This is a genomic window from Chromobacterium vaccinii, from assembly GCF_000971335.1.
GTDB lineage: Bacteria > Pseudomonadota > Gammaproteobacteria > Burkholderiales > Chromobacteriaceae > Chromobacterium > Chromobacterium vaccinii.
Map to the genome: position 1 here is coordinate 1 of NZ_JZJL01000037.1, position 22,538 is coordinate 22,538.

Genomic DNA, 22,538 nt, shown 5'->3' on the forward strand with positions numbered 1-22,538 from the left:
GCGGTGCAGCTGTACAACCACAACGCCTTCGTCGGCAAGAGCGGCTGGCTGGACCGGGTGCTGGTGACGCCGTCCAATCATCGCGTCCACCACGCCACCCATCCGGTGTACCTGAACAAGAACTTCGGCGGCACCTTCCTGATCTGGGACAAGCTGTTCGGCAGCTATCAGCCCGAGCGCGACGACATCCCGCTGCATTACGGCGTGAACGGGGCTTCGCCCGGCTACAACCCTTTCTGGGCCAGCAACCAGGGGCTGCAAGCCTGGTTCCGGCGCCGTTTCGCTCCGTCCGGGCGGCGCGCGATGCGGATGCCCGCCGCCTACATCGCCACCGGCGGGATTTTGCTGTTCGGCATGGTGATCTATTACGTGGAGCAGGTAGCCGGCTGGGACGCCATCGGCCAATGGAGCGTATTCGCCTGCCTGGTGGCCGGCACCATCGCCATCGGCGGCATGTCGGATGAGCGGCGCTGGGGCTGGATGGGTTGGCTGGCGCTGACGCTGGCGATGCCGGCGCTGTGCGCCGGCTTGTTCGGCATGCGCGACGGCTGGGCATTGGCCTTGCTGGCTTTGTTGCTTGTCCATGGTCTGGCCGGGCTGCGCCTGCGGGAGGCCGCATGGGCAAACTGAGATTCCAATCGTCGGCGCAACTGCCGTTCCGCATCGACCTGCAGCGAGCAACTCAGGCCTACCTGGCCGAGCGCGGCGACCATCGCCACGCCGATTGGCGCGTGGGGCTTAAGGGCGCGGCGCTGGCGGCGCTCAGCCTGGCTTGCTATGCGCTGGCTTTGCGCGCGACGACGGCGTGGTCGTTCGCGCCGGCCTACATCGCAGCCATCGTCATGGCGATGCTGCTGGCGATGAACACCTTGCACGACGCCGCCCATGGCGCCCTGTTTCGCAACGCAAGGCTCAACCAGTGGCTGACCCGCGCCGCCAGCCTGCCGATGGGCATCGACGCCGACATCTGGACCCGGCGGCATGTGCACCTGCACCATACCTACCCCAATATCGACGGCTACGACCTGGATATCGAGCCCAACCCTTTCCTGCGGCAAACGCCGTTCCAGGACTGGGCGCCGCAGTTCCGCTTCCAGCACCGCTACTGGCCGCTAGTGGCGGCCCTGTCCCTGCCCTACCTGTGCTGGTACGGTGATTGGCTGGACCTGCTGGGCAAAAGCAAGCTGCGGCAATACGACAATCAGCCCGTTCCTGTCGGCGGATTCCTGCTGGGCAAGCTGGGACATCTGGTCCTGTTGTTGGCGTTGCCCTGGTATTGCCTGCCGGCTGGCGCGATTGGTTGGGGCGGCTTGCTGCTTTGCTATCTGGCCGGCTTGATGGCGGCGTCCTGTTTTCTGGTAGCGATGATCCTGGGCACCCATTGGGCCGAGGTGGAGTTTTTCAGCCCCGAAGGCGCGGAAATGCCGCATACCTGGCATGAGCACCAGTTCCTGACCTGCTGCGATTGGCAGCCTAGGCCGCGGGCGCTGGGGCATTTGCTGGGCGGCTTGCATCTGCACCTTACCCATCACCTGTTCCCGGCCTACAGCCACCGCCACTATCCGGCGCTGGCCCTCATCGTCGAGGAACAGGCGCGCCGGCATGGCCTCCCCTATCGCCGCATCGGTTATCAGGGGCTCTGGCGCGCGCAGCAGAACTTCTTGCGGGGAATGGGACGACGGCCCGAATAAAAGTTATGAGATGTCCGCCTGGATAAAAAAATGCCCGCGCAGCTGCGCGGGCGTTTCGTTTTCTAGCCGCGGTTGCCATGCGGGTACGGCGCGAACAGCCGGCTCAGACGGTTCCATAACATGCGTCCGGTGGCGTGCGCCATGCAACCCAGCGTGATCGGCACCAGCGTCAGCAAACCATGGCCCTTGGTGTAGCCGGGGTTGCGGTGGATGTAGAACTGGGCCGCCGAGTTGGGGCTGGCTTGCCACTGCCTGCGGTCGCCCTCGTTGTCCCGCGTTTGCCAGCCCACGTGGACCACGCCCGGCTTGTCCGGGTCCACCGGCTTGAGGCCGAACAGGCGCGCCAGCTGGACGATCACGCCGCCGTAATCCAGCTCAGAGGATTGCTGGGCGCTGGGCCATACCCGAGTGGCGTACTTGTCCAGCAGCATGTAGCTGGATGGGTGCACCAAAGCGCCCAGGTAATAGACCCGGCGGCCAGGACGGGTCAGGCGGTAAGCCAGCACCTGGCGGCAAACGAATGGCGCGTTGCGGTTTTTGCCGCGGTAGGCGCGCATCAGCCCTGCCTCCATCCGAATCACGGTGGACTGCCGTCCTTCCAGGTTTTGTTCGAAGAAATGGATCGCGCAATAACCAACCGATTGTCCCTGCGCGTTCTTGTGAATCAGAATGCGCGTTTCGTTGGCTTTGGAATATACGACATAGCTGGCGAAATCCTCCTTGCTGACGCCATCGAATATATCGCAATGCACCAGATATAACTCATCCACCAGTTTTTCCCTGTCGGGCGCATCCATCAAGGATGGCGCAACGACAACGGACTTTCCCATTTCAGACATGTTAGCCCCTATTTTATTTGAATGGAAAATATCACTTTCACTGCGAATAACATGAAATTTATTGCAATAAAACGGCAAATATTCGCCACAAATATTAATTCAAACGTTTGAGTGACTGAAATAGGAAAAAAGGCCAGTCAAAGACTGGCCTAGTTATATTTTGATGGGTTTAATTTTATTGATGAAAATCCAAGAGGATATATCTACTAGGCTGAAACCATTTTGCGGATGAAATAGCCTTTCATTCTCTGGGCCGGCTTGGCCGCCGCAATGGTCAACGCCTCCAGCTCCACCGCCGCCTGGCCGGTCAGGTTGATCCAGCCTTCGTCGGTGACGGCCAGCGTATCGGAATGGCGGTAGCCTCCCTCATTCGCCAGATAGATGCCCGGCTCTATCGATACCACCATGCCGGCCTGCAATACATCGGCGCTGCCCTGCGCCAGCCAGGGTGCTTCGTGATTGCCCAAGCCCAGGCCATGGCCGCAGCGGTGCAGCCGCAAGCGCCAATCGCCGAAGCTCTTGTCCTGCAGGAAGTCGTTGACCTTTTCATCGATCTCGCCGCAGGCGACGCCCGGCCTCAGCATGGACATCGCTAGACTGCGCGCTTCGCCCATCAGCTGGAAGCGCTCGCGTTGGGCCGCTGTGGGCGGGCGGGTGAAGAAGGTGCGCTCGCATTCGGCGGTGTAGCCGTCCAGGCGCACGACGGAAATCACCACGTGGGGGCCATCCTTCAGCCGTTGCGACAACTGCGGAATCGCATGCGGCTGCGCGCTCAGCGGCGCCGGCCAGGGCGCCAGCAGCACCCGGGTGCACAGCGGGTCGAAATCCGGCTCCTCGCGGATGATCCGCCGCAGCAGCTGCTGGCCGGTGGCATAGCCCTCCGCCACGGACACGCCGTCGTAAACGCCGCGCAGCAGCTGGTTCACGCCTTCCGCCGCGTAGCGTCCGGCGCGAGCCAGCTTGGCGATCTCCCATGGCGATTTGACCATCCGTATCCTGTCCAGCGCGTCGTCGGCGCGGCCGCCCACCGATTGCATGAATTCGGCGTGGTGCAGCGGCGTGGCGGGGTCGAAGGCAAAGCGGTCGCAAAGCAGCGGAATCAGCGCGTCCTCCCAACGCTGCCCAGCCGGCGCCGGGTACTCGCGGTAGCTGTGAACATCCTCTTCCGCGACATTCCAGGCCTGCTTCAGGTGCGCATGCTCAAGCTGGGGCACCAGCAGCTTGCGCTTGCCGCTGGCGGCGTCCAGCAACAGGAAGAACGGGCGCTCCAGCGGTTCGTAGCTGATGCCCGACAGGTAGTAGATGCTCTCCGTGCCGCTAGCCACATATTGCTGGATGCCGGCCTCCAGCAGGCGGTTGCGCAACAGTTGGTCGCGGCGCGCCATCTCTTGCTGGCGTGGCTGTTCGAAATGCGCCATATCGTCCCCTCCCATTTCTGGATTTGAGATATCAATATGACATAAATCAAATATCATTTCCGTCCGTTATGCATGCCGAATGCCGGCTGCGCCTTGCAACTGGTCGAATTGCTTCCATAGCAGCAATGCGACCGCCGCGCCAAGCAGCAGGTTCACCAGCGGCATGGCCAGCCATACGCCGTCCAGGCCCATGGCCATCGGCAGCAATGCCAGCGCTGGCAGCAGCAGCGCAGTCTTGCCCACGGTCACGCCCAGCGCGAGGCGGGTCAGCGCCATGGCTTGCAAGGCTGTCGCGCCGACGATGACCAGTCCATCCAGCGGCATGGCCAGCAGATGCAGGCGCAGCGCGCGGCTGCCGGCTTCTATCAGTTCGCTGCTGCCGTCGCTGTACCAGCCGGCGATCCAGGCTGGAAACAGCTGGACCGCCGCCCATGCGGCCACGCCGATGGCCAGGCCCACTTTCAATCCATGCAGCAAAGCCGCGCGCGCCCGTTCGGGCTGGCCTGCGCCGATGGCGTGCCCCAGCAGCGGTTGCATGCCCACCGCCAAGCCATGGATCACCAGCGTGAACAGCGACTCGCTGTAGCCCGCCACCGCATAGGCGGCTACGCTCAGATCGTCGCCCCACACCAGCAGCTGGCGGTTGTGCGCGAACAGCAGCAGGGCCAGGTTGAGCTCCATCAGCAGGCTGGGCGCGCCCAGCGCCAGAATGGGCCACAACCCCTGCCAATCCGGCCGCAGCCGGCCCAGTCGGATGCGCAGCGCCGCGCGCGGGCTGAAAAAATACGCCAGCGCCAGAATCAGCACTACGGCCTCGGCCAGCAGCGTGCCGATGGCCGCCCCGGCCAGGCCTTTGCCCATCACGCCGACGAACAGATAATCCAGGCCGATGTTCAGCAGCGCGCCCAGCGTCATCAAGGCGGTGGACAGCTTGGGCCGCCCGTCGTTGCGCACCAGATAGGTCAGGAGCATCGGCCCCATGGTCAAGCCGGCGCCGGACAGCATCAGCAGCAGATAGCCGCGCGCCTGTTCCGCCACCTGGGGCTGAACGTCGGCTTTCAGCCAGGACAGCAGCAGATCGATATTGGGCAGGCCCAGCGCGGGGATCAGCGCGCTCAGCAAAGCCAGCAGCGCCAGCGCCGCCAGCAAGGTGCCGCGCGCGGCGCGCATGTCGCCGGCGCCTTGCTGGATCGCGATCCGGGTGGCAGCGCCCATGCTGATCATCGCGCCCAGGCCCACTTGCAGCATCACCAGCGGATACGCCAGATTGATCGCCGCCAGGCCGTGGCTGCCCACGTAGTGGCCGACAAAAATGCCGTCTATCACCGCATACAGGCCGGTTACCAGCATGCCGGCGATAGAGGGGATGGCGTAGCGCCAGAACAGCGTGGAGACGGGAAGCGTGTCCAGGTCACGGATGTGGGTATTGGTATTGTGCATGGGGTCGTTACAGTAAAGAGCGATGAGGAATGGCCATTCTAGCACTTAATTAATCATGCATGATTGATTAATTAATGACACAATGTGACGGACAATGACATGAAAGAAGAGACGGATGGCCCGCAAAACCAAGGAAGACTCGCAGAAAACCCGGGACGCGATACTGGATGGCGCGGAGCGGGTGTTTTTGGACAAGGGCATCGCCAACGCCACCATGGCCGAGATCGCCGACGCGGCGAAGGTGTCGCGCGGCGCGGTGTACGGGCATTACGACAACAAGATGGAAGTGTGCCAGGCGATGATAGACCGCGCGTTCGCGCTGGACGCGCTGCGCTTCCCCTCTCAAGGCGAGTCCGCCGGCGATACGCTGGTGGCGGCCGGCGTTTACTACCTGGCCCAGTTCCTGGAGCCGGGTTCGCCGCAGCGGGTGTACCAGATCCTGTATCAGAAGTGCGAGCAGATCGAGGAAAACCGCAGCGTGTTGCGGCGGCGCGAACTGGCGGACCGGTTGACCACGCATTACGCGCGCAGGCAGCTGCGGCGGGCCATCGCCCAGAACGAGCTGCCCGCCTCGCTGGACATCGGACTGGCGGCGGACTATCTGGTCTGCCTGTTCCTGGGCTTGTACGAGCTGCTGGAAGCCAGCCCCGATGCCCTGCCCCGCTGCGAGCGGATTCTGCGCGGCGCGCTGCAGGGTCTGCCGCACGCGGCCAGCATCATGCGCTGAGCGCCGCTACTCGACATGGCGCCGGAAGCGCCATAGCGCCAGACTCAGCGTGGCCACGGCGATCAGCCACAGCGGCAGCAGCCATGGCCAGGCGTCGGCGAGGCCATAGCCTTTCAGGAACACCCCCTTCAAGATGGGGATGAAGTAGCTGAGCGGATTGGCCCGCGCCAGCCATTGCAGCGCGTCCGGCATGTTCTCGATCGGCGATACGTATCCTGACAGGATCACCGCCGGCACCATGAAGGAAAACACGCCCAGAAACGCCTGCTGCTGGGTACGGCAGATCGACGAGATGAACAGCCCCACCCCGGCCAGCGCCAGCCCATAGCTGGCCATGCTGATCAGCAGCAGGAAAATGGAGCCGCCGAAGGGCACCCGGTAGGCCCAGACCGCGGCGATGGCGATCAGCCCTCCCTGCAGCAGCGCCACCAGCACGCCGGGCACCGCCTTGCCCGCCATCACGTAGGCCGGCGTCAGCGGCGACACCAGCAACTGGTCGTAAGTGCCCTCCTCGCGCTCCCGCGCCACCGACAAGGCGGTGACGATCAGGCAGCCTATGGTGGTGATGATGGCCACCAGGCTGGGCAGCACGTGCCACTGGAACTCCAGATTGGGGTTGTACAGATTGCGCACCGACAGCTGCGGCCCCGGGCCGGCCCGCTCCTGTTGGTAAGCGGCGACCACTTGCCCGATATAGGCGCTGGCGATCTGCCCGCTGTTGGAGCGGCGGCCATCCACGATCACCTGCAGCGTGGCCGGGCGGCCGGCGGCCAGCGCGCGCGAGAAGTCCTGCGGAAACACCACCGCCAGCAGCGCGCATTGCCGGTCTACGCAGTCGCGCAATGCCTCATGACTGCGCATCGGCACGATATGGTCGAACGTGGCGCTGGCGGCCAGACGCTTCACCAGCTCCTGCGAGGCCGCGCCGGCATCCTGATTGTAAACCGCCAGGCTGGCATGCTTGACCTCCAGCGTGGCTGCGAAGGGAAACACCAGCAGCTGCAGCAGCACCGGCACCACCAGCAACAGCCGCCCCTGGCGGTTGCCGGCCAGCGCCTGCAGTTCCTTGATGATCAGCCACAGCAATCGTTGCCACATGGCTTCAGTCCAGGGTGCGGCGGGTTTTGCGCACGGTCTGCCCCAGCCAGAACGCGCCCAACAGAATCAGGCTGCCGGCATTGAACCACAGCAGCGATGGAATCACCCCGGCCTGGAACAGCGTCTGCAGCGTGCTGGCGAAATAGCGCGCCGGCAGGATGCGCGTCAGCCATTGCAGCGGCGCCGGCATGCTGGAAATCTCGAACACGAAGCCGGACAGCATCAGCGCCGGCAAGTAGCCGGCGGTCAGCGCGGCCTGGGCGGCGTCGAACTGGGTGCGCATCACCGTGGACAGGAACAGACCCATGCCCAGCGCGTTAGCCAGGAATAGCGAGGACATCAGCCACAGCAGCCACAGCGGCCCGCGGAACGGCACCCGCATCACGAATACGGCGACGATCAGGCATAGCAGCATGGCGGCGATGCCCAGCGCGTAATACGGCAGTATCTTGGACAGCAGCAGCTCGGCGCGGCTCACCGGCGTGGCCAGCAAAGCTTCCATCGTGCCCCGCTCCCATTCCCGCGCCACCACCAGCGAGGACAATAGCGCGCCGACGATGGTCATCACGATGGCGATGGTGCCGGGCACCAGGAAATTGGGGCTTTCCGCGCTGGGGTTGAACCAGAAGCGCTGGCGGATATCGATGGCTGGCGTGATGGGTTGGGCGCGCTCGTCGCCTTCGGCCTGTTGCCAGCGCAGCCAGGCGCCCTGGACATAGGCGGCGACGAAGTTGGCGGTGTTCGGCTCCGCGCCGTCGGTCAGCAACTGAACCGTTCCCCGCCCAGCGCCCCATTCGCGGGAGAAACCCTCACGAATCACCACCGCGCCGCGTATCTTGCCGTGGGCCAGCTTCTCCTCCATTTCCGGACGGGAGCGCAGCGGCTGCACGTCCAGCGCCGGCGTCGCGTACAGCGTCGCGGCCAGCCGTTGCGCGGCGCCGCCGCCATCCTCGCGCAGCAAACCCAGCCGGATGTGGGCGGAGTCCAGATTCACCGCGTATCCCAGGATGAACAACAGCGCCACCGGCAGGATGAAGGCGATCAGGATGCTGCTAGGGTCGCGGACGATCTGATAGCTCTCCTTGCGGCACAGCGCGGCCAGGCGGCGCAGGTTCATCGGTCGGCCTCCTCCACCAGCTGGATGAAGGCATCCTCCATCGTCGGATCCGGCAAGGCCGCGCTCTCCACGCGGCGTTTGAGCGCGTCCGGCGTATCCAGCGCCAGCAGCCGGCCGCGATAGACCAGCGCGATGCGGTCGCAGTACTCGGCCTCATCCATGAAGTGGGTGGTCACCAGCACGGTGACGCCTTTTTCCGCCAGGCCGTTGATGTGAGTCCAGAACTCCCGGCGAGTGACCGGATCGACGCCGGAGGTGGGCTCGTCCAGAAACAGCAGCGGCGGCTCATGCATCACCGCGCAGGCCAGTGCCAGCCGTTGCTTGAAGCCCAGCGGCAGCTCGCCGGCCGGGCTGTCCATGTGCGGCCTCAGGCCGAACACCCGCTCCATCTGCGCCACCTTGTCGCGCTGCGTCTTTCCCGCCAAGCCATAGACGCCGGAGAAGAACATCAGATTGCGCCGCACCGTCAGCTGCGCGTACAGCGAAAACTTCTGCGCCATATAGCCCAGCTGCTGGCGGGCGGCGCTGGGACTGGCTTTCAAGTCCAGCCCCATGACCAGCGCCTGCCCCTCGCTGGGCTTGAGCAGGCCGCATTCCATCTTGAAGGTGGTGGACTTCCCAGCGCCGTTAGGCCCCAGCAGGCCGAACACCTCGCCGCGGCGCACCGCGAAGCTGATGTCGTCGGCGGCGCGGAAGTCGCCGAAGCGCTTGCTCAGCCGCCGGGCCTCGATCACGGCTTCGTCGCCGCGGCGCGGCAGGTCGGGCATCACTTCCGCCAGCGCCGAGTCCCCGCCCGGGCCGCCGCCCAGCAAGCTGATGAACGCGTCTTCAAGCCTGGGCCGGGCAGACTGCAGTTTGGCATCGGGTCCCGCCTCCGCCGCGGCCAGGTCGGGCCAGCGGCTTTCGTCGCGCAGCAACAGGCGCAGGCTGTGCCCTTGTATCGTGCCGTCCATCAGCGCCGGCTGGCGCAACAGGCGCTGCAGCAGGCGCCGGCGGTTGCCCGCGATGCCGGACAGCTGCAGGCAGCGCCCGGACAGCGGCGCGGTCAGTTCGGCGGGCGGCCCGCCGGCGCGGATCCGGCCGCCGGCCATCAGGTAGACTCTGTCGCAGGATTCAGCCTCGTCGAGGTAGGCGGTGCTGAGCAGCACGGTGATGCCGTCGGCCGACAGCGCGCGGATCAGCTTCCATAGCTCGCGCCGGGAGATCGGATCGACGCCGACGCCGGGCTCGTCCAGCAGCAAGGCGCGCGGTCTGCCCAGCAGCGAGCAGGCCAGGCCAAGCTTCTGCTTCATGCCGCCGGACAGCTTGCCGGCGTGGCGGCCCGTGAACGGCGCGAGATCGGTCAGCGCCAGCAGGCGCGCGAAGTCCCGCTCGCGCTCGGCGATGGGCACTTCCCGCAAATCGGCGTACAGGTCCAGGTTTTCCTGCACGGTCAGGTCTTCGTACAGGCCGAACTTCTGCGGCATATAGCCTATGCTCCGCCGCAGCGCGTCCCTGTCGGCGACGGGATTCAGCCCCGCCACGCTCGCCTCCCCCGCGCTGGGCGTCATCAAGCCGGCCAGCATGCGCAGCAGCGTGGTCTTGCCGGCTCCGTCCGGCCCCACCAATCCGGCCACGCAGCCGGGCGGAATGTCCAGATCCACACCGGACACCGCGTCCGCCGCCGCGCCGGGAAAGCGTTTGCCCAGCCCGACGGCGCGAATCGCGGCGCTCACTGCGCCAGCCTCACCGTCACCGGCATGCCCTGGCTGAGCGCGGCGTCGGCATCCCCGACCACCACGCGTATCCGGTAGACCAGCGCCGTGCGCAGATCAGGCGTCTCCACCGACTTGGGCGTGAACTCGGCCGTGGGCGACACGAAACCCACCACGCCGCGATAGGTCTTGCCCGGGCGGCTGTCGCTGGATACCCGCACTTCGGTTCCGGCAGCGAACTTGCCTAGCTGGGTTTCGCCGACATAGGCGCGGACCCATACCGGCTGGCGCAGCGACAGCGTGAACGCCGGCGTGCCGGCCTGGACCATGCTGCCGGCCTCCACTGCGCGGGCGAGGATGATGCCGGCGCTGGGGGATTGCAGGCTGGCGTCTTTCAGCTCCAGGCGCGCGGAGGCGAGGCTGGCCCGGGCCTGTTTCAATTGGGCGTCGGATTCGGCGATCTCCTCGGGCCGGAAGCCTGCGACCAGCGCCTTCAGTTGCTGGACGGCGGCGTCGCGCTGGGCGAGCGACTGATCGCGCTGCGAGCGGGCGGCCTCCAGCAATTGCCGGCTGCTGCCGCCGGCCGGCACCAGATCGCGCTGGCGCCGGTATTCGCTCTCGGACTGGATCACGGCGGCCTGGGCCGCCTCAAGCCTGGCGCGCGCCTGGGCGATGTCTTCGCTGCGGTTGCCCTTGCGCATCAGCGCGTTGCGCGCCGCCAGCGCCGCCTCGTTGGCCAGGGCGGCGTTCAGGCTGTTCTTCAGCGGCTCGACATCGAGCCGCGCCAGGATCTGCCCCGGCTGCACGCTGTCGCCTTCGTCCACCAGCACAGAGGCCAGTCGGCCGGAGACGCGGAAGGCCAGGACCACTTCGCGAATATCGACGTTGCCGTACAGCGTGCCCTGGCGCGCGGCCTCGGCCTCTCGCTGGTAAAGGTAATAGCCCCCAGCCAGCGCAGCCGCCAGCAACAGCGCCGCGGGCGCCATCCATTTTTTCATTCCGTCCCCTGTTCCGGCCGGAAGCGGGCGCATCCGCCATTCGGCCTCGCCGCCCAAACAGTCAGGATGCGGCGGCTACCCGATAGCATACCCGCGCGGGGCCGCCGCGCATGGCATTCCGCGCTCGATCCCGGTGGCGGCGCGATTTCCGGGGCGCGGATGCAACAGCTAGAGCGCGCGGGACATCAAAAAGCCGGCGCCGAACCATAGCAGCACCGTCATGATGGGCTCGGCCATTTTGGGGCGCAGCAGCATCAGCGGCGCCCGGAAACGCACCCGGATCGGCCACAGCAGCGGAATGCCGGCGGGTGTCAGCCAATCGCCCACTAGGTGGGAGGCGTAACCGACGCACAGGCCCAGCACCATGGGCATCGCATGGCCCAGCCGCACGTCCCAGCCATGCAGGCAGGCGGCGCTGGCGTAGAACACGCCGACCACCGCCAGCAGGCTATGGGTGATGCCGCGGTGGCCGAACAGATAGGCGATGGGGCGGGAAAGAAAGGGAATGCGCCGGCCGAGCCAGCTCTGGGGGTGGTCGATGTCCGGCAGCAGCGAGCCGGCCAGCCCGCCGGCCAGCAGCAACACCGCCATCATGGCGGGCAAGTGCAGGATCAGCGCCGCGGAAACCGCGCAGAACGCGCCGAATGCGACATGGGTGGCCACCATCATGGCGCCACCCCGCCGCGGAAATTGTCAGTCATTATTGTTGTTGCCTTTGCGGCCTGTTGCTTCGTTGCTCTACCACGCGCTTGCGCGGGGCGCACATGCTACTGCAGTCGGGCGGCGGAAGCAAAAGCGGCCATCTGAAAAGCCCAGTCTGCGCCGTCGCGGCAAGGCAGACCGCGCGAAATCCGTCAGTAAGGCAGGAACAGACCGTCCGCCGAGGAATTGGTTGCTGAAAATCGACGGTCTAGAATGAATTCAGCGGCCTTGGCGCCGCGTGGAGTGTCGATGCTCGTGTTCCCGCCCGCCATCTCATGGCGCAATCTGGCCCGTTTCGCCCTGCTGGCGCTTGCCTCCGCCGCAGCCCACGCGAGCGAGCCCTACCAGATCACCTGGGTATTGTCCGACTGGGCGCCCAACTTCATCATTCGCGACGGCAAACCCACCACCGGCCAGAACGACATCTACCTGAAGCTGATCATCGCGCGCTGGCCGGAGGCCGAGCATCGCTTCATGGTGATGAGCACCGCGCGCAGCACGCTAGAACTTCAACGCGGCAGCCAGCTATGCAGGATGAACCTGATTCCGACGCCAGAGCGGGAGAAATTCGCCTTTTTCACGCTGACCCACATGCAGTTGCCGCTGCGGCTGGTGATCCGCAAGGAGGCGGCGGCGCAAGCGCCGCTGAACGAGGCGGGAGAGGCGGTGCTCGACAAGCTGATCCGCAAGCCCGGGGTTCGCGGCATCACCGCCGCCGGCAGAAGCTACACCGCTGAAATCGACCGCCTGCTGGCGGAGAGCAAGGGCGGATCGAACGTCAGGGAGATTCCCAATCTCCCGTCCAACGACGGCTTGTTCAAACTGCTGGAATTGGGGCGCGCCGACTACACGCTGGATTACGAGCCCAACTTCAAATACCGGGACGAGCAGAGCCGGGAGCATCCGCTGACCAGCCTGCCCATCGCCGGCGCGGCGCTGATCCCGGTGGGCATCGCCTGCCCGCGCACTCGCTGGGGAAGGATGGCGGTGATGAAAATAGACCAGCTTCTGAGCGAGGTCGTTTCCGACCCGGCTTACCGCCAGGCGCAGGATCGCTGGCTTTCTCCCGAATCCGCGCAGCGTTATCGCGCCGAACTGGACCGCTTTTATCGCCAGCGCGCGCGGGCTGCTGACCCCGCGCGCTACTCGCTGGCGAGGCCTTGAGCGTCACACCTGGAATTGCGCGACCGACAGCCTGAGGTTGCCGGTCACCTCGTCTATCCGCTGTATGCTTTCCGACGCCTGGGTGGCTGCGACCGCGTTGCCGGACGCCACCTGGGCGATCTGCTCGACGTGGCGGGCGATGTCCTGGCTGGCGGTGCCTTGCTCTTGCAGCGCGTGCGAGATGTCGTTGACCACCTGCACCACCTGGCTGGCGCTGCCGCGAATCTGCTGGATCAGCTCGCCGCCCTGCTCCGCCAGCTCCAGGCCGGTTTTCACCTTGGCCACCGTATCGCTCATATTCCTGCGAGACAGGTCCGAGCTGGCCTGGATCTCCGCGATCATGTCCGCCGTCTGCTCGGTGGCCTTGGCCGTGCGCTCCGACAATTTGCGCACCTCGTCAGCCACCACCGCGAAGCCGCGGCCGGTTTCGCCCGCCCGCGCCGCCTCGATGGCGGCGTTCAGCGCCAGCAAATTGGTCTGATCAGCAATGTCCTTGATCACCTGCATGATGTTGGAGATGGTGGATGTCTTGCTGGCCAGCTCGGAGATGGCGGCTTCGGTCAAGTCCACGGTGGCGCTGATGCCCTGCATTTCCTCCACCGCGCGCGCGATCACCTGGCTGCCGGCTTCGGACAGGTGGCCGGAGTCCTGAGATACCGCGCGGGCGTCGGACGCGTGCTGGGCGATATGGTTGATGCTGACGGTCAGCTGCTCCACCGAGGCCGCCATCGCCGCGGCGCCCTCGCTCTGCCCCTGGGAGTTGCCGGCCACCATGCGCGCGCCATCCACCACGTCGGCGTTCAGGCGGCCCAGCTCTTCGGCGTCGCGCATGATGTCGCCCACCAGTTGGCGAAGTTGCCCCTGCATTTCCCGGATATGGGCCAGCAGGCTGTCCTGATGACCGGCGCCCACCTGTATCTCCCGGTCAAGCTTGCCGGCGGCGATCTCGCGCACGATGTCGGCGGCTTCGGAGGGCTCCGTGCCCAACTCCCGCATCACGCTGCGATACACCCACCAGCCGAGCGACAGGCTGACTGCCATGAACAGCAGCACCTGCGCGCCCACGCTCAGCAGCTGCCGCGTCAGCATGGCGTTGATGTCATCCAGATACAGCCCGGTGCCCACTACCCAGCCCCAGCGCGGCGAGCTTTGGAAATAGGCGAGCTTGGGCTGCGGCGAGCTGGCGCCCGGCTTGTCCCATACGTAGTTGACGAAGCCCTTGCCGCCGCCGCTGCGCATGGTTTGTTCGAACAGCGCGCCGATATTGGCGCCGGCGCCGTCCTTGACGCTATGCATGTCCTTGCCGACCAGCTTGGGATTCATGCCGTGCGACAGCCACTTCAAATTGCGGTCCAGCGTGAAGAAGTACTCGTCGCCGTCGAAGCGCAGCCTCGCCAGCTCCTGCAGCGCCATTTTCTGCGCCTCCGCCTCCGGCACCAGTCCGGCGGCGGCCTGTTCTTCATGCATCGCCACCAGGCTGGCGGCGTTTTCCACCTGGCTGCGCACCTGGTCGTGCCTGTCGTCCATCATCTGCTGGCGCAGGGCATTCATCAGCAAGGCGCCCAGCACGCAGACCAGGACGATCGCGCTGACGGTCTGCAGCAACAGCCGCCGTTTCAAGGAAAGGGTTCTGGCCATGTTTCGCTCACGGAATTTGTAAACAACTGCCAACGATAACCGATGCCATTATTCAATTTCAATATTCAAATGTATTTTGTTGATTTTTGTCATGGAAATGGCGCTGAGGTTTGATCCGCTCGCCAGCTTGGCTTTCCTTCTTGACTTTATATCTTACGATATATATCGTAAGATATACCATCCAGAAGAGAGGGCCAGCCATGCCATGCAATCCATACCGATACCCGATTCGCCGCATGCTGCGGGCGATGCGCGGATCGCACCGTCGCGGCGGCGATGACGGCGCGCTGGCCCGCGGACGCAAGTTCGGTTCCGACGATCTCCAACTGCTGCTGCTGGCTCTGATCAATGAGCGCTCCTGTCATGGCTACGAACTGATCAAGGAGCTGGCCTCCCGCTCCAACGGCTATTACAGCCCCAGCCCAGGAGTGGCCTACCCCGCCCTCACTCGCATGGAGGAAGCGGGCCAGGTCACCGCCGCCAGCCACGGCAAGCGGAAGTGCTACGCCATCGCGGATGCCGGCCGGGAACGATTGGCCCTCCATCGCGAACACGTGGAGCTGACGCTGGCCAAGCTGACCCACATCGGCCGCAAGATGGAGCTGGCGCGGCGCGCCTACGCCGGCGAGGAAATCGGCGAGGACGGCGCGGCAGGCTGGACCCGCGAGCTGATCGAGGCCAGGCGCGCGCTGAAGCACGCGCTGCTGCTACGAGACCAGGCGGAGCCTGACGAACAGCGCCGCATCGCGGCCATCCTGCAACGCGCCGTCGCCGAAATCGCCGGCGCGGAAAAATCCTGAGGAAATCTTATGAATACCGAACTTGAAATCCAACGCCTGCGCCATCCCCTGCGTTTCCGTCTGCTGCAGGTGGCGCGTGTATCGCGGCTGTCTCCGTCCATGCTGCGCATCACCCTGGCGGGCGATGACCTGGATGGCTTCGTTTCCGCGTCCTTCGACGACCACGTGAAGCTGTTCTTCCCCGAGCCCGGCGCGGAACAACCCGCCTTGCCCGCCATCGCCGAGGATGGCGGCATCCGCTTCCCGGCCGATAAGCCCAAGCCGCCGATGCGCGACTACACCCCGCGCCGCTACGACGCGGCCGCCGGAGAGCTGGATATCGATTTTGTCGTCCATGCGGGCGGCATCGCCGCCGACTGGGCTTTGAGCGCCAAGCCCGGCGACAAGCTGGGCATCGGCGGTCCGCGCGGCTCGCGCGTCATCCCCTCTGGTTTCGACTGGCACTGGCTGCTCGGCGACGAATCCGCGCTGCCAGCCATCGCCCGCAGGCTGGAGGAGTTGCCGGACGATGCGCGGGGCTTGGCGCTGATCCTGGCCGACAGTCCGGATTGCCGCTTCGAACTGGCCGCGCCGGCCGGGGTGGAAGTCGTCTGGCGCTACCGGAGCCGGAGCGAGAGCCTGGAGCAAGCGCTGGACGGGCGCGACCTGCCCTCTGGCGCCGGCTTCGTCTGGGCGGCGGGCGAAAGCGGCGAGATGCGCCCCATCCACCAGCAACTGAAGCAGCGCGGCTTGTCCAAGGACAGAATGCGGGTGGCCGGCTACTGGAAGCGCGGCGACGCCGGCTCGCATGAAAGCATCAGCGAGGAGTGACGCCGGCGATGCGACCCGCATCGCAAAGCGGTCGCCGCGGATGCCGAAAGGCTGAGCCGGCGGTTTTTGCGCGCGTTTCGTCTATATTGGTTTACACGAGGGGTGGCGCTGGGTAGAATTTCGCCGCTTCAATGGGCGGGTTGCATGCGCTGTCTGACGACGGCGCGGCGCCCGCCTCGTCGCATCCTGCCGCGCGAGGCCGCCCTCTCCCCGGCACGGCATGTCCCCTCGTTGAAGCGCCCGCGACAGGCTCGCGGGCAAGCCATCTCGAAAACTACTACTAGAAAAGCTGATGAAAATGACGTTTGCGATCAAGACCGCAGGATGCGCCGTAGCTGCCGCCCTGCTCGCCGGCTCCGCGCTGGCCAAGGACTTCAACGTGGCCGTGGTGTACGACCAGGCCGGCAAGTTCGACAAGAGCTTCAATGAAGCGGCCTATACCGGCGCCGAACGCTTCAAGAAAGAGTTCAAGATCAATTACCGCGAAGGTCAGCCCAGCAACGATGCGCAGAAGGAACAAGTGCTGCGCAATATGGCGCGCAAAGGCGCCGACCTGGTAGTGGCGGTGGGCTTCGCCTACACCCAATCGATCGAGACCGTCGCCAAGGAATTCCCGAACACCAAGTTCACGCTGGTGGACTCGGTGGCCAAGGGGGCCAATGTGCAGAGCATCGCCTTCAAGGAACAGGAAGGCTCCTTCCTGGTCGGCATGGCCGCCGCGCTGAAATCCAAGACCGGCAAGGTTGGCTATCTGGGCGGCATGGACGTGCCGCTGATCCGCGCCTTCGGCTGCGGTTACGCGCAGGGCGCGCGCTACGTGAATCCGAAGGCCGTGGTGCTGCAGAACATGCTGGGCACCACCCACACCGCCTTCAATGACCCGTCCCGCGGCAATGAACTGGCCAAGAGCCAGTTCGACCGCGGCGCCGACGTGATCTTCGCCGCGGCCGCGCTGTCGAACGTGGGCGTGATCCAGGCCGCCAAGGCCTCCGGCAAGTACTACATCGGCGTGGACAGCAACCAGAACTACATGCAGCCAGGCACCGTGCTGACCTCCATGGTCAAGCGCGTGGACAACGCCGTGTACGAAACCATGCGCGACGCCAAAGACGGCAAGTGGAAGCCCAGCACCAAGCTGATGGGCCTGAAGGAAAACGGCGTGGACTGGGCGCTGGACCAGTACAACCGCGCGCTGATCACGCCGGAAATGGAAAAGAAGATCGTCGCCGCGCGCAAGGATATCATCGCCGGCAAGATCAAGGTGGTGGACTACCGCGCAGCCAACAGCTGCCCGGTGAACTGAGCCTCGCCGGATCCGGTTTGCAGGAAAGCCCCGCATGCGGGGCTTTTTTTATTGCCCAGGCGCTTCTGCTTTCAGCGCAAATGTCCTGTTTATGGTATTCTTGCGCCCCCTCGTTTATTTTGCCGTGACCTGTCACTCATCAATGAAAGACCCTTGCGATCACTACACCTTCGACCTGATAGGCGGGGTGGCCAAAAAACCGGGCCGCAAACCGCTGGGCGAACGTGCGATGACGGTGGCCGAACGCAAGCGCCGCAGCCGCGAGCTGCGCCGAAACCGGCTGCAGGAGTTGTCGGTGACGGTGGAGCTGAGCCGGGACGCGCAGAAGTCTTTGGACAAGATGATCGAGTGGTGGGGCGTCAGCAAGAAAGAGGCGATCAACCGCGCGCTGATGATCGCCTGTCAATCGCAGACCGGCCGCACCGGCAGCCTGTTCGAACTGGAACTGGGCATGCAATTGCCCGGCAAGGCTTCGCGCCGCAAATCGCCGCGCTGATCTTCAGACAAACTCTCCCGGCGGCAGGTCCAGATTGATCGTCGCGCCGCGAAACAATGGCTCGGCGGTCCTCGCCCGGCCCGATAACAGCTCCAGCATAACAACCTTGCCCAGCGTATCGCTGCGCAAGGCGTTTTCATTCTCGTTGGCGACCAGAACGACGTCGGCAGCCTCCCAGCCCGCCGCCCGTCGATAGAACGGCAGCAGCCCGGCGTCGCAGGAAAACGCGGCGATGTCGTAACGGCCGCAAGTTCTGAGCCAATCCGAAGCGGCCACGACAACGCGCTCGCCCAGGCCGCGTCCGCGCAGCTCCGGATGAGTGGCGACGCAGCCAAGGCTGCCCAACGAGAAAACCCGCCCCTGTTGAGTGATGGCTTTGCCAAACACCGACGCGTAGGCGGCAAGCCGTCCGTTATCCTTCAGATAGAATGCTCGGGCTTCGAGCTCAGGACGATGCAGCGCTTCATCTGGGCTGACTTCACCATCGCACCGATAGGCCAAGTGCAACATGGCATTGATCTCGCGCCGCAATGGCTGCGGCATGCCCTCGCACGGGATGGTCAAAACATTCACTTCGCTTATCCATCTTGCTGCTAATCATTTATATCCCCCTGATCCTGCGTCGCGCTTCCTTGCCGTACTATCTAGACAGCCTGTGTCGGCGCGCCTTGGCTCAGGTTCTCTGCGAGGTTTTGTCAGCGGTTATGCTTTCAAAACGACTTCTTGTCGTTTCAATTGACCGCCAAGACATCGCCACTAGGCAACGCTCCCCAGGAAGAACAGCGCTATTTGCAGGTTGCAAGGAATTCCCTGACCTGTTTTTCTGCCTCCTCCCGGCTTAGACCGTAGCGCATCTGAACCAAGCATATCAGCCCATTGTGATCCTTTTTGGCCGCGTCGGACTCTTTTGCCTCAGGCATGAGACCATGGTGCGATTCAATCTCTGTTTGCGCAATTGCATTGACCATGACCGTCGCTCCCTAAGCAAGTGATACCGGGAGAATAGACCGTCGTTTGGCGTGCGTATGTGCGGCAGCATACGCAAATGGAAAATATATCCAGTACGCAACAGCGTGACAGGAAGCCTTAAAAATTTTTCTCCAGCGCGCGGATTTCGCTGATATTGGTAAAAGTGATCACAATGCCGTCAATCACGTTTTCCTGAGTGCGATACGGCATAATTCTCGCCCTGTACCACTGATCATCCGTTGCGCGGATCAGCTTATCCTTGAAAACCAGCGTGCGAATAACTCCATAGGCATCCTGACTCAGCTCAGGGTAATCCAGATTGTTGGCGATGTCTGAAAGCGGCCTGCCAATATCGCTCTGAATAAGTTTGAACAAGGTGGTGACATGCGAAGTGAACCGTCTGACTTTCAGCCCGCCATCCAGGAAAATGGTGGCGATTTCAGTGCTGTTCAGCAAGTTCATCAAGTCATTCCTCGCCTCGGACAGGTCATCCATCTTGGATTGCAGCTCGGCATTCACCGTCTGCAGCTCTTCATTCATCGACTGCATCTCTTCCTTTGAGGTGGTCAGCTCCTCATTGGTTGATTGCAGCTCTTCATTCATCGATTGCAACTCTTCGTTGGCGGACTTCAACTCCTCCATCGAGCAGCGCATTTCCTCATGCATGGCCTGCAATGATTCGCGCGCCTGCTGCAGATCGCGTTCCAGCTGTTGGTGCTCATCTCGCGAAACCACCCCGCCTTTCCTTCTCGGCGATTTGTTTTGGACAACATCGTGAAACACGATCAACACCTGGCCTCGCAGCGCCTCCGGAGCCTGGAGGGCATGGATGGTTACATTTACCACTTTATGCCCATTGCCGTCCTCAATGGGGACTCCCTTGATCTGAATCGGAAGCGGGTTCTGTAACGCCCTTTTCACCGCGCCGGTCAACGCCTCTCTCAGGCCAGGCCTGGCCATGGCGTGAATATTGATGTTGACCTTGCCGGCTGCGGGCTCCAGGTATGATCCCGTGCGGCCGCTAATATAGATTATATCCCCTTCGGCATTCACCAAAACTGCAGCCGGGGCATAATTCTGCTGAATCAGGCTATCTATTTGCGGGCCAATGCTTTCAGTCAAAGCGGCCTCTTTGGAAAATGCCGGCGTGACGCTCATATTATTCTTCTCCAGCGATTTGCTTGGGAAAATCAGTTCGGACGATGCTGAAGCCTGATTGAGCCTCCCCAAAAGGCGTATCTTGTTTTTTATTGGAAAGAAGAGTTGTGACAGCTGCCCGATGGACTCTGCATTGCCAAGCATCAGAATGCCATTTTGATTCAATGCATAATGAAATAATAATAGCAGTCTCTTCTGCAGTTTGGCATCGAAATATATCAAAAGATTTCTGCAGGATAACAAATCCAACTTGGTGAATGGCGGGTCTGAAATTACATTCTGCGTGGCAAATACAATGCAATCTCGAATTTCTTTTTTGATCCGATGCTCGCCGCCCTCCTCCACGAAGTAACGCGCTAGATAGTCAGGGGAAATATCAGATTTTATCTTGTTGCTGAAAATCCCCTTTCTAGCCCGGAGAATCGCCTCGGGGTCCAGATCGGTCGCATAGACTTGCAGCGAGAACTTGTCATCCAGGTTAAGCGCTCTGGATGCTTCTTTGTAAGATATCACCAGAGAATAGGCTTCTTCGCCACTCGAGCAGCCAACCACCCAGGCGCGCAGCTTGCGGCCGTTTGGATATCGAGAAAAAAGGGTGGGGAAAGCATCGTCGCGCAGGCACTGCCATATTTCCGGATCGCGGAAGAAATTGGTCACCCCAATCAGCAACTCTTTGTGCAGCAAGACCAGTTCTTGCGGGTTGGCTCCCAGGTAGCTTGCATACTCGGCGATATTATCCATCTTGTGAACGGCAATGCGCCTTTCAATGCGCCGTGTCAGCGTATTGATTTTGTAGTGAGAAAAGTCGGCATGGCAGTGCTCGAGCAGAAGCGCGATGATTTTCCTATAGTATTCCTGGCTGTCCAGCACGATGACTGATGGGGATTCGGTCTTTTTCATTGCGTATTTCAGATAATGGATGAGTAGCGCCGGCAGCCTCTCTGGCGGCGCTATGATCTGCACGCACCCTGAAGCGATAGCGGCAAGCGGCATGCTATCGAAGCCCGCGGTGGCTGGCTCTTGCGCAAGGCACAGTCCACCGGCCTCGCGGATGGACTGGAGGCCCTGAGCGCCGTCGGAGCCCATGCCGGACAGGACAATGCCCACCGCGCTTTCCCGCAGTCCCTGCGCCAGTTTTTGAAAGAACAAATCGATAGGCAAACGCAATCCGGCGCTTTCTTCCACGCTCAGACGCAAGCGACCATCTTTCAGGAAGACGTTTTGACGCGGCGGCGCGATGTAAACATGGTTGGGCAATAGCTGCAGGCCTTCCGCCGCTTCCAGCACATCCATCCGGGTGTGATTCTGCAGGATGTCCGCCAGAATGCTGATATGCGTAGAGGTGGGCGCCAAGTGCTGGACAACGATAAACGCCAGCCCGCTTTTATCTGGAACGCAGGTGAAAAAATTTTTCAGCGCCTCCAGCCCTCCCGCAGAGCAGCCAATACCGACAACCGGGAAGCCGATCAGTTCGCGGCCGGGTTGCGGCAATGCGATCTGCATCGCTGTATTCATGGCTCCGCCATCATCGGGGCTATGCACTTATTCTTGCCGAGCCAAGCGGTCCAGCATCTCGGCTTCCGCGCGCTTGATCTTGCTGAAATCAGTCAATGTCAAGCGTACTATCACCCCCATTCCCACCACGTACTTTCTCTGGCAGTCGATGTGAAACACGCCTGTATGATGAAAAGAGCGGACATTCAATGCCAGGATGATGCTTTCCCCATTATTTTCCTTGTCATACAGCGCCCGTTCAAAAAATAGACTCCATCGATTTTGGTCGCCGCTCGCAACAAAACGAGAGAAAAGTGCGCCGACGACTTTCTCTTTGCTGATACCCAGTGACTCGATTGCGGTTTTATTGACCTCAGTTATCATGCCCCTAGCATCAACGGTAATGAGGCCGGCAGACGCGGTCTCGTAAAAATCGACATACTGATCGCGTATTTGCTCCACGAAGGCATTGTTATTCTGCAGCTCTATGAGCTGCGCTTCCAACTCGATTTTGTGGATCAGCAACTCATGCATCAGCATCCCGGCAGGCTCGGTGCCGGGGCCGTCGAAAAACAAGCCCTCCACCATGGCTTCCGCGCTTTTCCGCTGCGCGGCCCGCCGTTTTACCCCATTCGATGATTTTTTCATTGCGTGGATAACCTTTGGGAGTGTTGCATGCATGGAGGCTGCCCAGCCTGCCAAGGAAACGGCTTGTAGCCATGGGACAAGAAATTGTGCTGAGCTTTAGGCTGAAGGATGAATTTCAATGCGCCATGAAATCCATTCAATTATAGACCCGCGTCACGCCAACGTCATTCCGATGCGCATTTCCTTGCCTGCCAGCCGGCCATTTTACTCGGGAAGGACGGAAAATACGCCAAGAAGAATATGGAGCATGGTAGCACGGCTGCCGTAGCTGGCTTTCATGCGGCCAAGAAAAAAACGCCGCCCACCCTTGGGGCGGACGGCGTTATTCGACGCC

General features: G+C 62.8%; 20 protein-coding genes. 8 read left to right on the top strand and 12 right to left on the bottom strand.

The genetic code is table 11. From position 1 onward, the window contains the following. Positions 1-630: sterol desaturase family protein (locus VL52_RS16715; RefSeq protein ID WP_046158097.1), on the top strand; the 630-nt coding region annotated here is incomplete at its 5' end. Then, positions 618-1,691: an acyl-CoA desaturase gene (locus VL52_RS16720; RefSeq protein WP_046158098.1), complete on the top strand. Its 1,074-nt coding sequence runs from the start codon at positions 618-620 to the stop codon at positions 1,689-1,691. The genes VL52_RS16715 and VL52_RS16720, both read left to right, overlap by 13 nt. Positions 1,692-1,753: 62 nt before the next feature. Here the strand turns inward: VL52_RS16720 and VL52_RS16725 are convergent, their stop codons facing one another. The 3 genes from VL52_RS16725 to VL52_RS16735 form a co-directional block, all read right to left on the bottom strand. Beyond that, positions 1,754-2,461: a hypothetical protein gene (locus tag VL52_RS16725; protein WP_144410306.1), complete on the bottom strand. Its 708-nt coding sequence runs from the start codon at positions 2,459-2,461 to the stop codon at positions 1,754-1,756. Between the two features lie 275 nt (positions 2,462-2,736). After that, entirely contained in the window at positions 2,737-3,948 is a 1,212-nt protein-coding gene (locus VL52_RS16730; protein WP_046158100.1) for a M24 family metallopeptidase, read from the bottom strand. A 66-nt stretch (positions 3,949-4,014) separates the two neighbouring features. Continuing rightward, entirely contained in the window at positions 4,015-5,388 is a 1,374-nt protein-coding gene (locus tag VL52_RS16735; protein ID WP_046158101.1) for an MATE family efflux transporter, read from the bottom strand. 115 nt (positions 5,389-5,503) lie between these two features. On the opposite strand from VL52_RS16735, the gene VL52_RS16740 reads away from it, so the two are divergent. Beyond that, on the top strand, positions 5,504-6,115 hold the full coding sequence (locus VL52_RS16740; protein ID WP_046158102.1) for a TetR family transcriptional regulator: 612 nt from the start codon (positions 5,504-5,506) through the stop codon (positions 6,113-6,115). Between the two features lie 6 nt (positions 6,116-6,121). On the opposite strand, the gene VL52_RS16745 is transcribed toward VL52_RS16740, so the two are convergent. The 5 genes from VL52_RS16745 to VL52_RS16765 all read right to left on the bottom strand — a co-directional run bounded on the left by VL52_RS16745 (position 6,122) and on the right by VL52_RS16765 (position 11,691). Next, a complete protein-coding gene (locus VL52_RS16745; RefSeq protein WP_046158103.1) occupies positions 6,122-7,213 on the bottom strand; it encodes an ABC transporter permease in 1,092 nt (363 codons plus the stop codon). Between the two features lie 4 nt (positions 7,214-7,217). Further along, positions 7,218-8,330 carry an ABC transporter permease gene (locus VL52_RS16750; protein WP_046158104.1) on the bottom strand — a complete coding sequence of 371 codons (1,113 nt, stop codon included), beginning with the start codon at positions 8,328-8,330 and terminating at the stop codon, positions 7,218-7,220. Further along, positions 8,327-10,045, bottom strand: a complete 1,719-nt coding sequence (locus VL52_RS16755; RefSeq protein WP_046158105.1) for an ATP-binding cassette domain-containing protein — start codon at positions 10,043-10,045, stop codon at positions 8,327-8,329. Before VL52_RS16755 ends, VL52_RS16750 begins: the two co-directional genes overlap by 4 nt. Then, positions 10,042-11,022 carry a secretion protein HlyD gene (gene hlyD, locus VL52_RS16760; protein ID WP_046158106.1) on the bottom strand — a complete coding sequence of 327 codons (981 nt, stop codon included), beginning with the start codon at positions 11,020-11,022 and terminating at the stop codon, positions 10,042-10,044. The genes VL52_RS16755 and hlyD overlap by 4 nt, the downstream gene beginning before the upstream one ends. Positions 11,023-11,190: 168 nt before the next feature. Continuing rightward, the gene (locus VL52_RS16765) at positions 11,191-11,691 is read right to left on the bottom strand and encodes a metal-dependent hydrolase (protein ID WP_046158107.1); all 501 of its coding nucleotides are present in this window, start codon (positions 11,689-11,691) and stop codon (positions 11,191-11,193) included. 282 nt (positions 11,692-11,973) lie between these two features. Here VL52_RS16765 and VL52_RS16770 point away from each other — a divergent pair, with 282 nt between their 5' ends. Continuing rightward, entirely contained in the window at positions 11,974-12,888 is a 915-nt protein-coding gene (locus tag VL52_RS16770; RefSeq protein WP_046158108.1) for a TIGR02285 family protein, read from the top strand. Positions 12,889-12,891: 3 nt separating this feature from the next. Here the strand turns inward: VL52_RS16770 and VL52_RS16775 are convergent, their stop codons facing one another. Continuing rightward, positions 12,892-14,526, bottom strand: coding sequence for a methyl-accepting chemotaxis protein (locus tag VL52_RS16775; RefSeq protein ID WP_046158109.1), 1,635 nt, complete (start codon positions 14,524-14,526; stop codon positions 12,892-12,894). Positions 14,527-14,726: 200 nt separating this feature from the next. Between VL52_RS16775 and VL52_RS16780 the strand changes: the two genes are divergently transcribed. The 4 genes from VL52_RS16780 (at position 14,727) to VL52_RS16795 (ending at position 17,935) form a co-directional block, all read left to right on the top strand. Then, positions 14,727-15,326 (top strand): PadR family transcriptional regulator, encoded by a 600-nt coding sequence (locus tag VL52_RS16780; protein WP_052717343.1) that lies wholly within the window; start codon positions 14,727-14,729, stop codon positions 15,324-15,326. Positions 15,327-15,335: 9 nt separating this feature from the next. Then, on the top strand, positions 15,336-16,136 hold the full coding sequence (locus VL52_RS16785; protein WP_046158111.1) for a siderophore-interacting protein: 801 nt from the start codon (positions 15,336-15,338) through the stop codon (positions 16,134-16,136). Positions 16,137-16,428: 292 nt separating this feature from the next. Further along, positions 16,429-17,439, top strand: coding sequence for a BMP family lipoprotein (locus VL52_RS16790; protein WP_082113806.1), 1,011 nt, complete (start codon positions 16,429-16,431; stop codon positions 17,437-17,439). Positions 17,440-17,581: 142 nt separating this feature from the next. Beyond that, positions 17,582-17,935 (top strand): hypothetical protein, encoded by a 354-nt coding sequence (locus VL52_RS16795; protein ID WP_046158112.1) that lies wholly within the window; start codon positions 17,582-17,584, stop codon positions 17,933-17,935. Between the two features lie 3 nt (positions 17,936-17,938). Here VL52_RS16795 and VL52_RS16800 read toward each other — a convergent pair whose 3' ends face one another. The 3 genes from VL52_RS16800 to VL52_RS16815 all read right to left on the bottom strand — a co-directional run bounded on the left by VL52_RS16800 (position 17,939) and on the right by VL52_RS16815 (position 22,237). Then, positions 17,939-18,508 carry a GNAT family N-acetyltransferase gene (locus VL52_RS16800; protein ID WP_052729367.1) on the bottom strand — a complete coding sequence of 190 codons (570 nt, stop codon included), beginning with the start codon at positions 18,506-18,508 and terminating at the stop codon, positions 17,939-17,941. 513 nt (positions 18,509-19,021) lie between these two features. Next, positions 19,022-21,565 carry a chemotaxis protein CheB gene (locus VL52_RS16810; RefSeq protein ID WP_200896041.1) on the bottom strand — a complete coding sequence of 848 codons (2,544 nt, stop codon included), beginning with the start codon at positions 21,563-21,565 and terminating at the stop codon, positions 19,022-19,024. Positions 21,566-21,604: 39 nt separating this feature from the next. After that, positions 21,605-22,237, bottom strand: coding sequence for a PAS domain S-box protein (locus VL52_RS16815; protein ID WP_082113807.1), 633 nt, complete (start codon positions 22,235-22,237; stop codon positions 21,605-21,607). Between the last annotated feature and the right edge of the window lie 301 nt (positions 22,238-22,538).

Excerpts from the sequence above, each read along its gene's own strand:
- VL52_RS16720 (WP_046158098.1), top strand. The coding sequence starts at position 618 with ATGGGCAAACTGAGATTCCAATCGTCGGCGCAACTGCCGTTCCGCATC.
- VL52_RS16730 (WP_046158100.1), bottom strand. The coding sequence starts at position 3,948 with ATGGCGCATTTCGAACAGCCACGCCAGCAAGAGATGGCGCGCCGCGAC.
- VL52_RS16735 (WP_046158101.1), bottom strand. The coding sequence starts at position 5,388 with ATGCACAATACCAATACCCACATCCGTGACCTGGACACGCTTCCCGTC.
- VL52_RS16740 (WP_046158102.1), top strand. The coding sequence starts at position 5,504 with ATGGCCCGCAAAACCAAGGAAGACTCGCAGAAAACCCGGGACGCGATA.
- VL52_RS16745 (WP_046158103.1), bottom strand. The coding sequence starts at position 7,213 with ATGTGGCAACGATTGCTGTGGCTGATCATCAAGGAACTGCAGGCGCTG.
- VL52_RS16750 (WP_046158104.1), bottom strand. The coding sequence starts at position 8,330 with ATGAACCTGCGCCGCCTGGCCGCGCTGTGCCGCAAGGAGAGCTATCAG.
- hlyD (WP_046158106.1), bottom strand. The coding sequence starts at position 11,022 with ATGAAAAAATGGATGGCGCCCGCGGCGCTGTTGCTGGCGGCTGCGCTG.
- VL52_RS16765 (WP_046158107.1), bottom strand. The coding sequence starts at position 11,691 with ATGATGGTGGCCACCCATGTCGCATTCGGCGCGTTCTGCGCGGTTTCC.
- VL52_RS16770 (WP_046158108.1), top strand. The coding sequence starts at position 11,974 with ATGCTCGTGTTCCCGCCCGCCATCTCATGGCGCAATCTGGCCCGTTTC.
- VL52_RS16775 (WP_046158109.1), bottom strand. The coding sequence starts at position 14,526 with ATGGCCAGAACCCTTTCCTTGAAACGGCGGCTGTTGCTGCAGACCGTC.
- VL52_RS16780 (WP_052717343.1), top strand. The coding sequence starts at position 14,727 with ATGCCATGCAATCCATACCGATACCCGATTCGCCGCATGCTGCGGGCG.
- VL52_RS16785 (WP_046158111.1), top strand. The coding sequence starts at position 15,336 with ATGAATACCGAACTTGAAATCCAACGCCTGCGCCATCCCCTGCGTTTC.
- VL52_RS16790 (WP_082113806.1), top strand. The coding sequence starts at position 16,429 with ATGAAAATGACGTTTGCGATCAAGACCGCAGGATGCGCCGTAGCTGCC.
- VL52_RS16795 (WP_046158112.1), top strand. The coding sequence starts at position 17,582 with ATGAAAGACCCTTGCGATCACTACACCTTCGACCTGATAGGCGGGGTG.
- VL52_RS16810 (WP_200896041.1), bottom strand. The coding sequence starts at position 21,565 with ATGCAGATCGCATTGCCGCAACCCGGCCGCGAACTGATCGGCTTCCCG.
- VL52_RS16815 (WP_082113807.1), bottom strand. The coding sequence starts at position 22,237 with ATGCATGCAACACTCCCAAAGGTTATCCACGCAATGAAAAAATCATCG.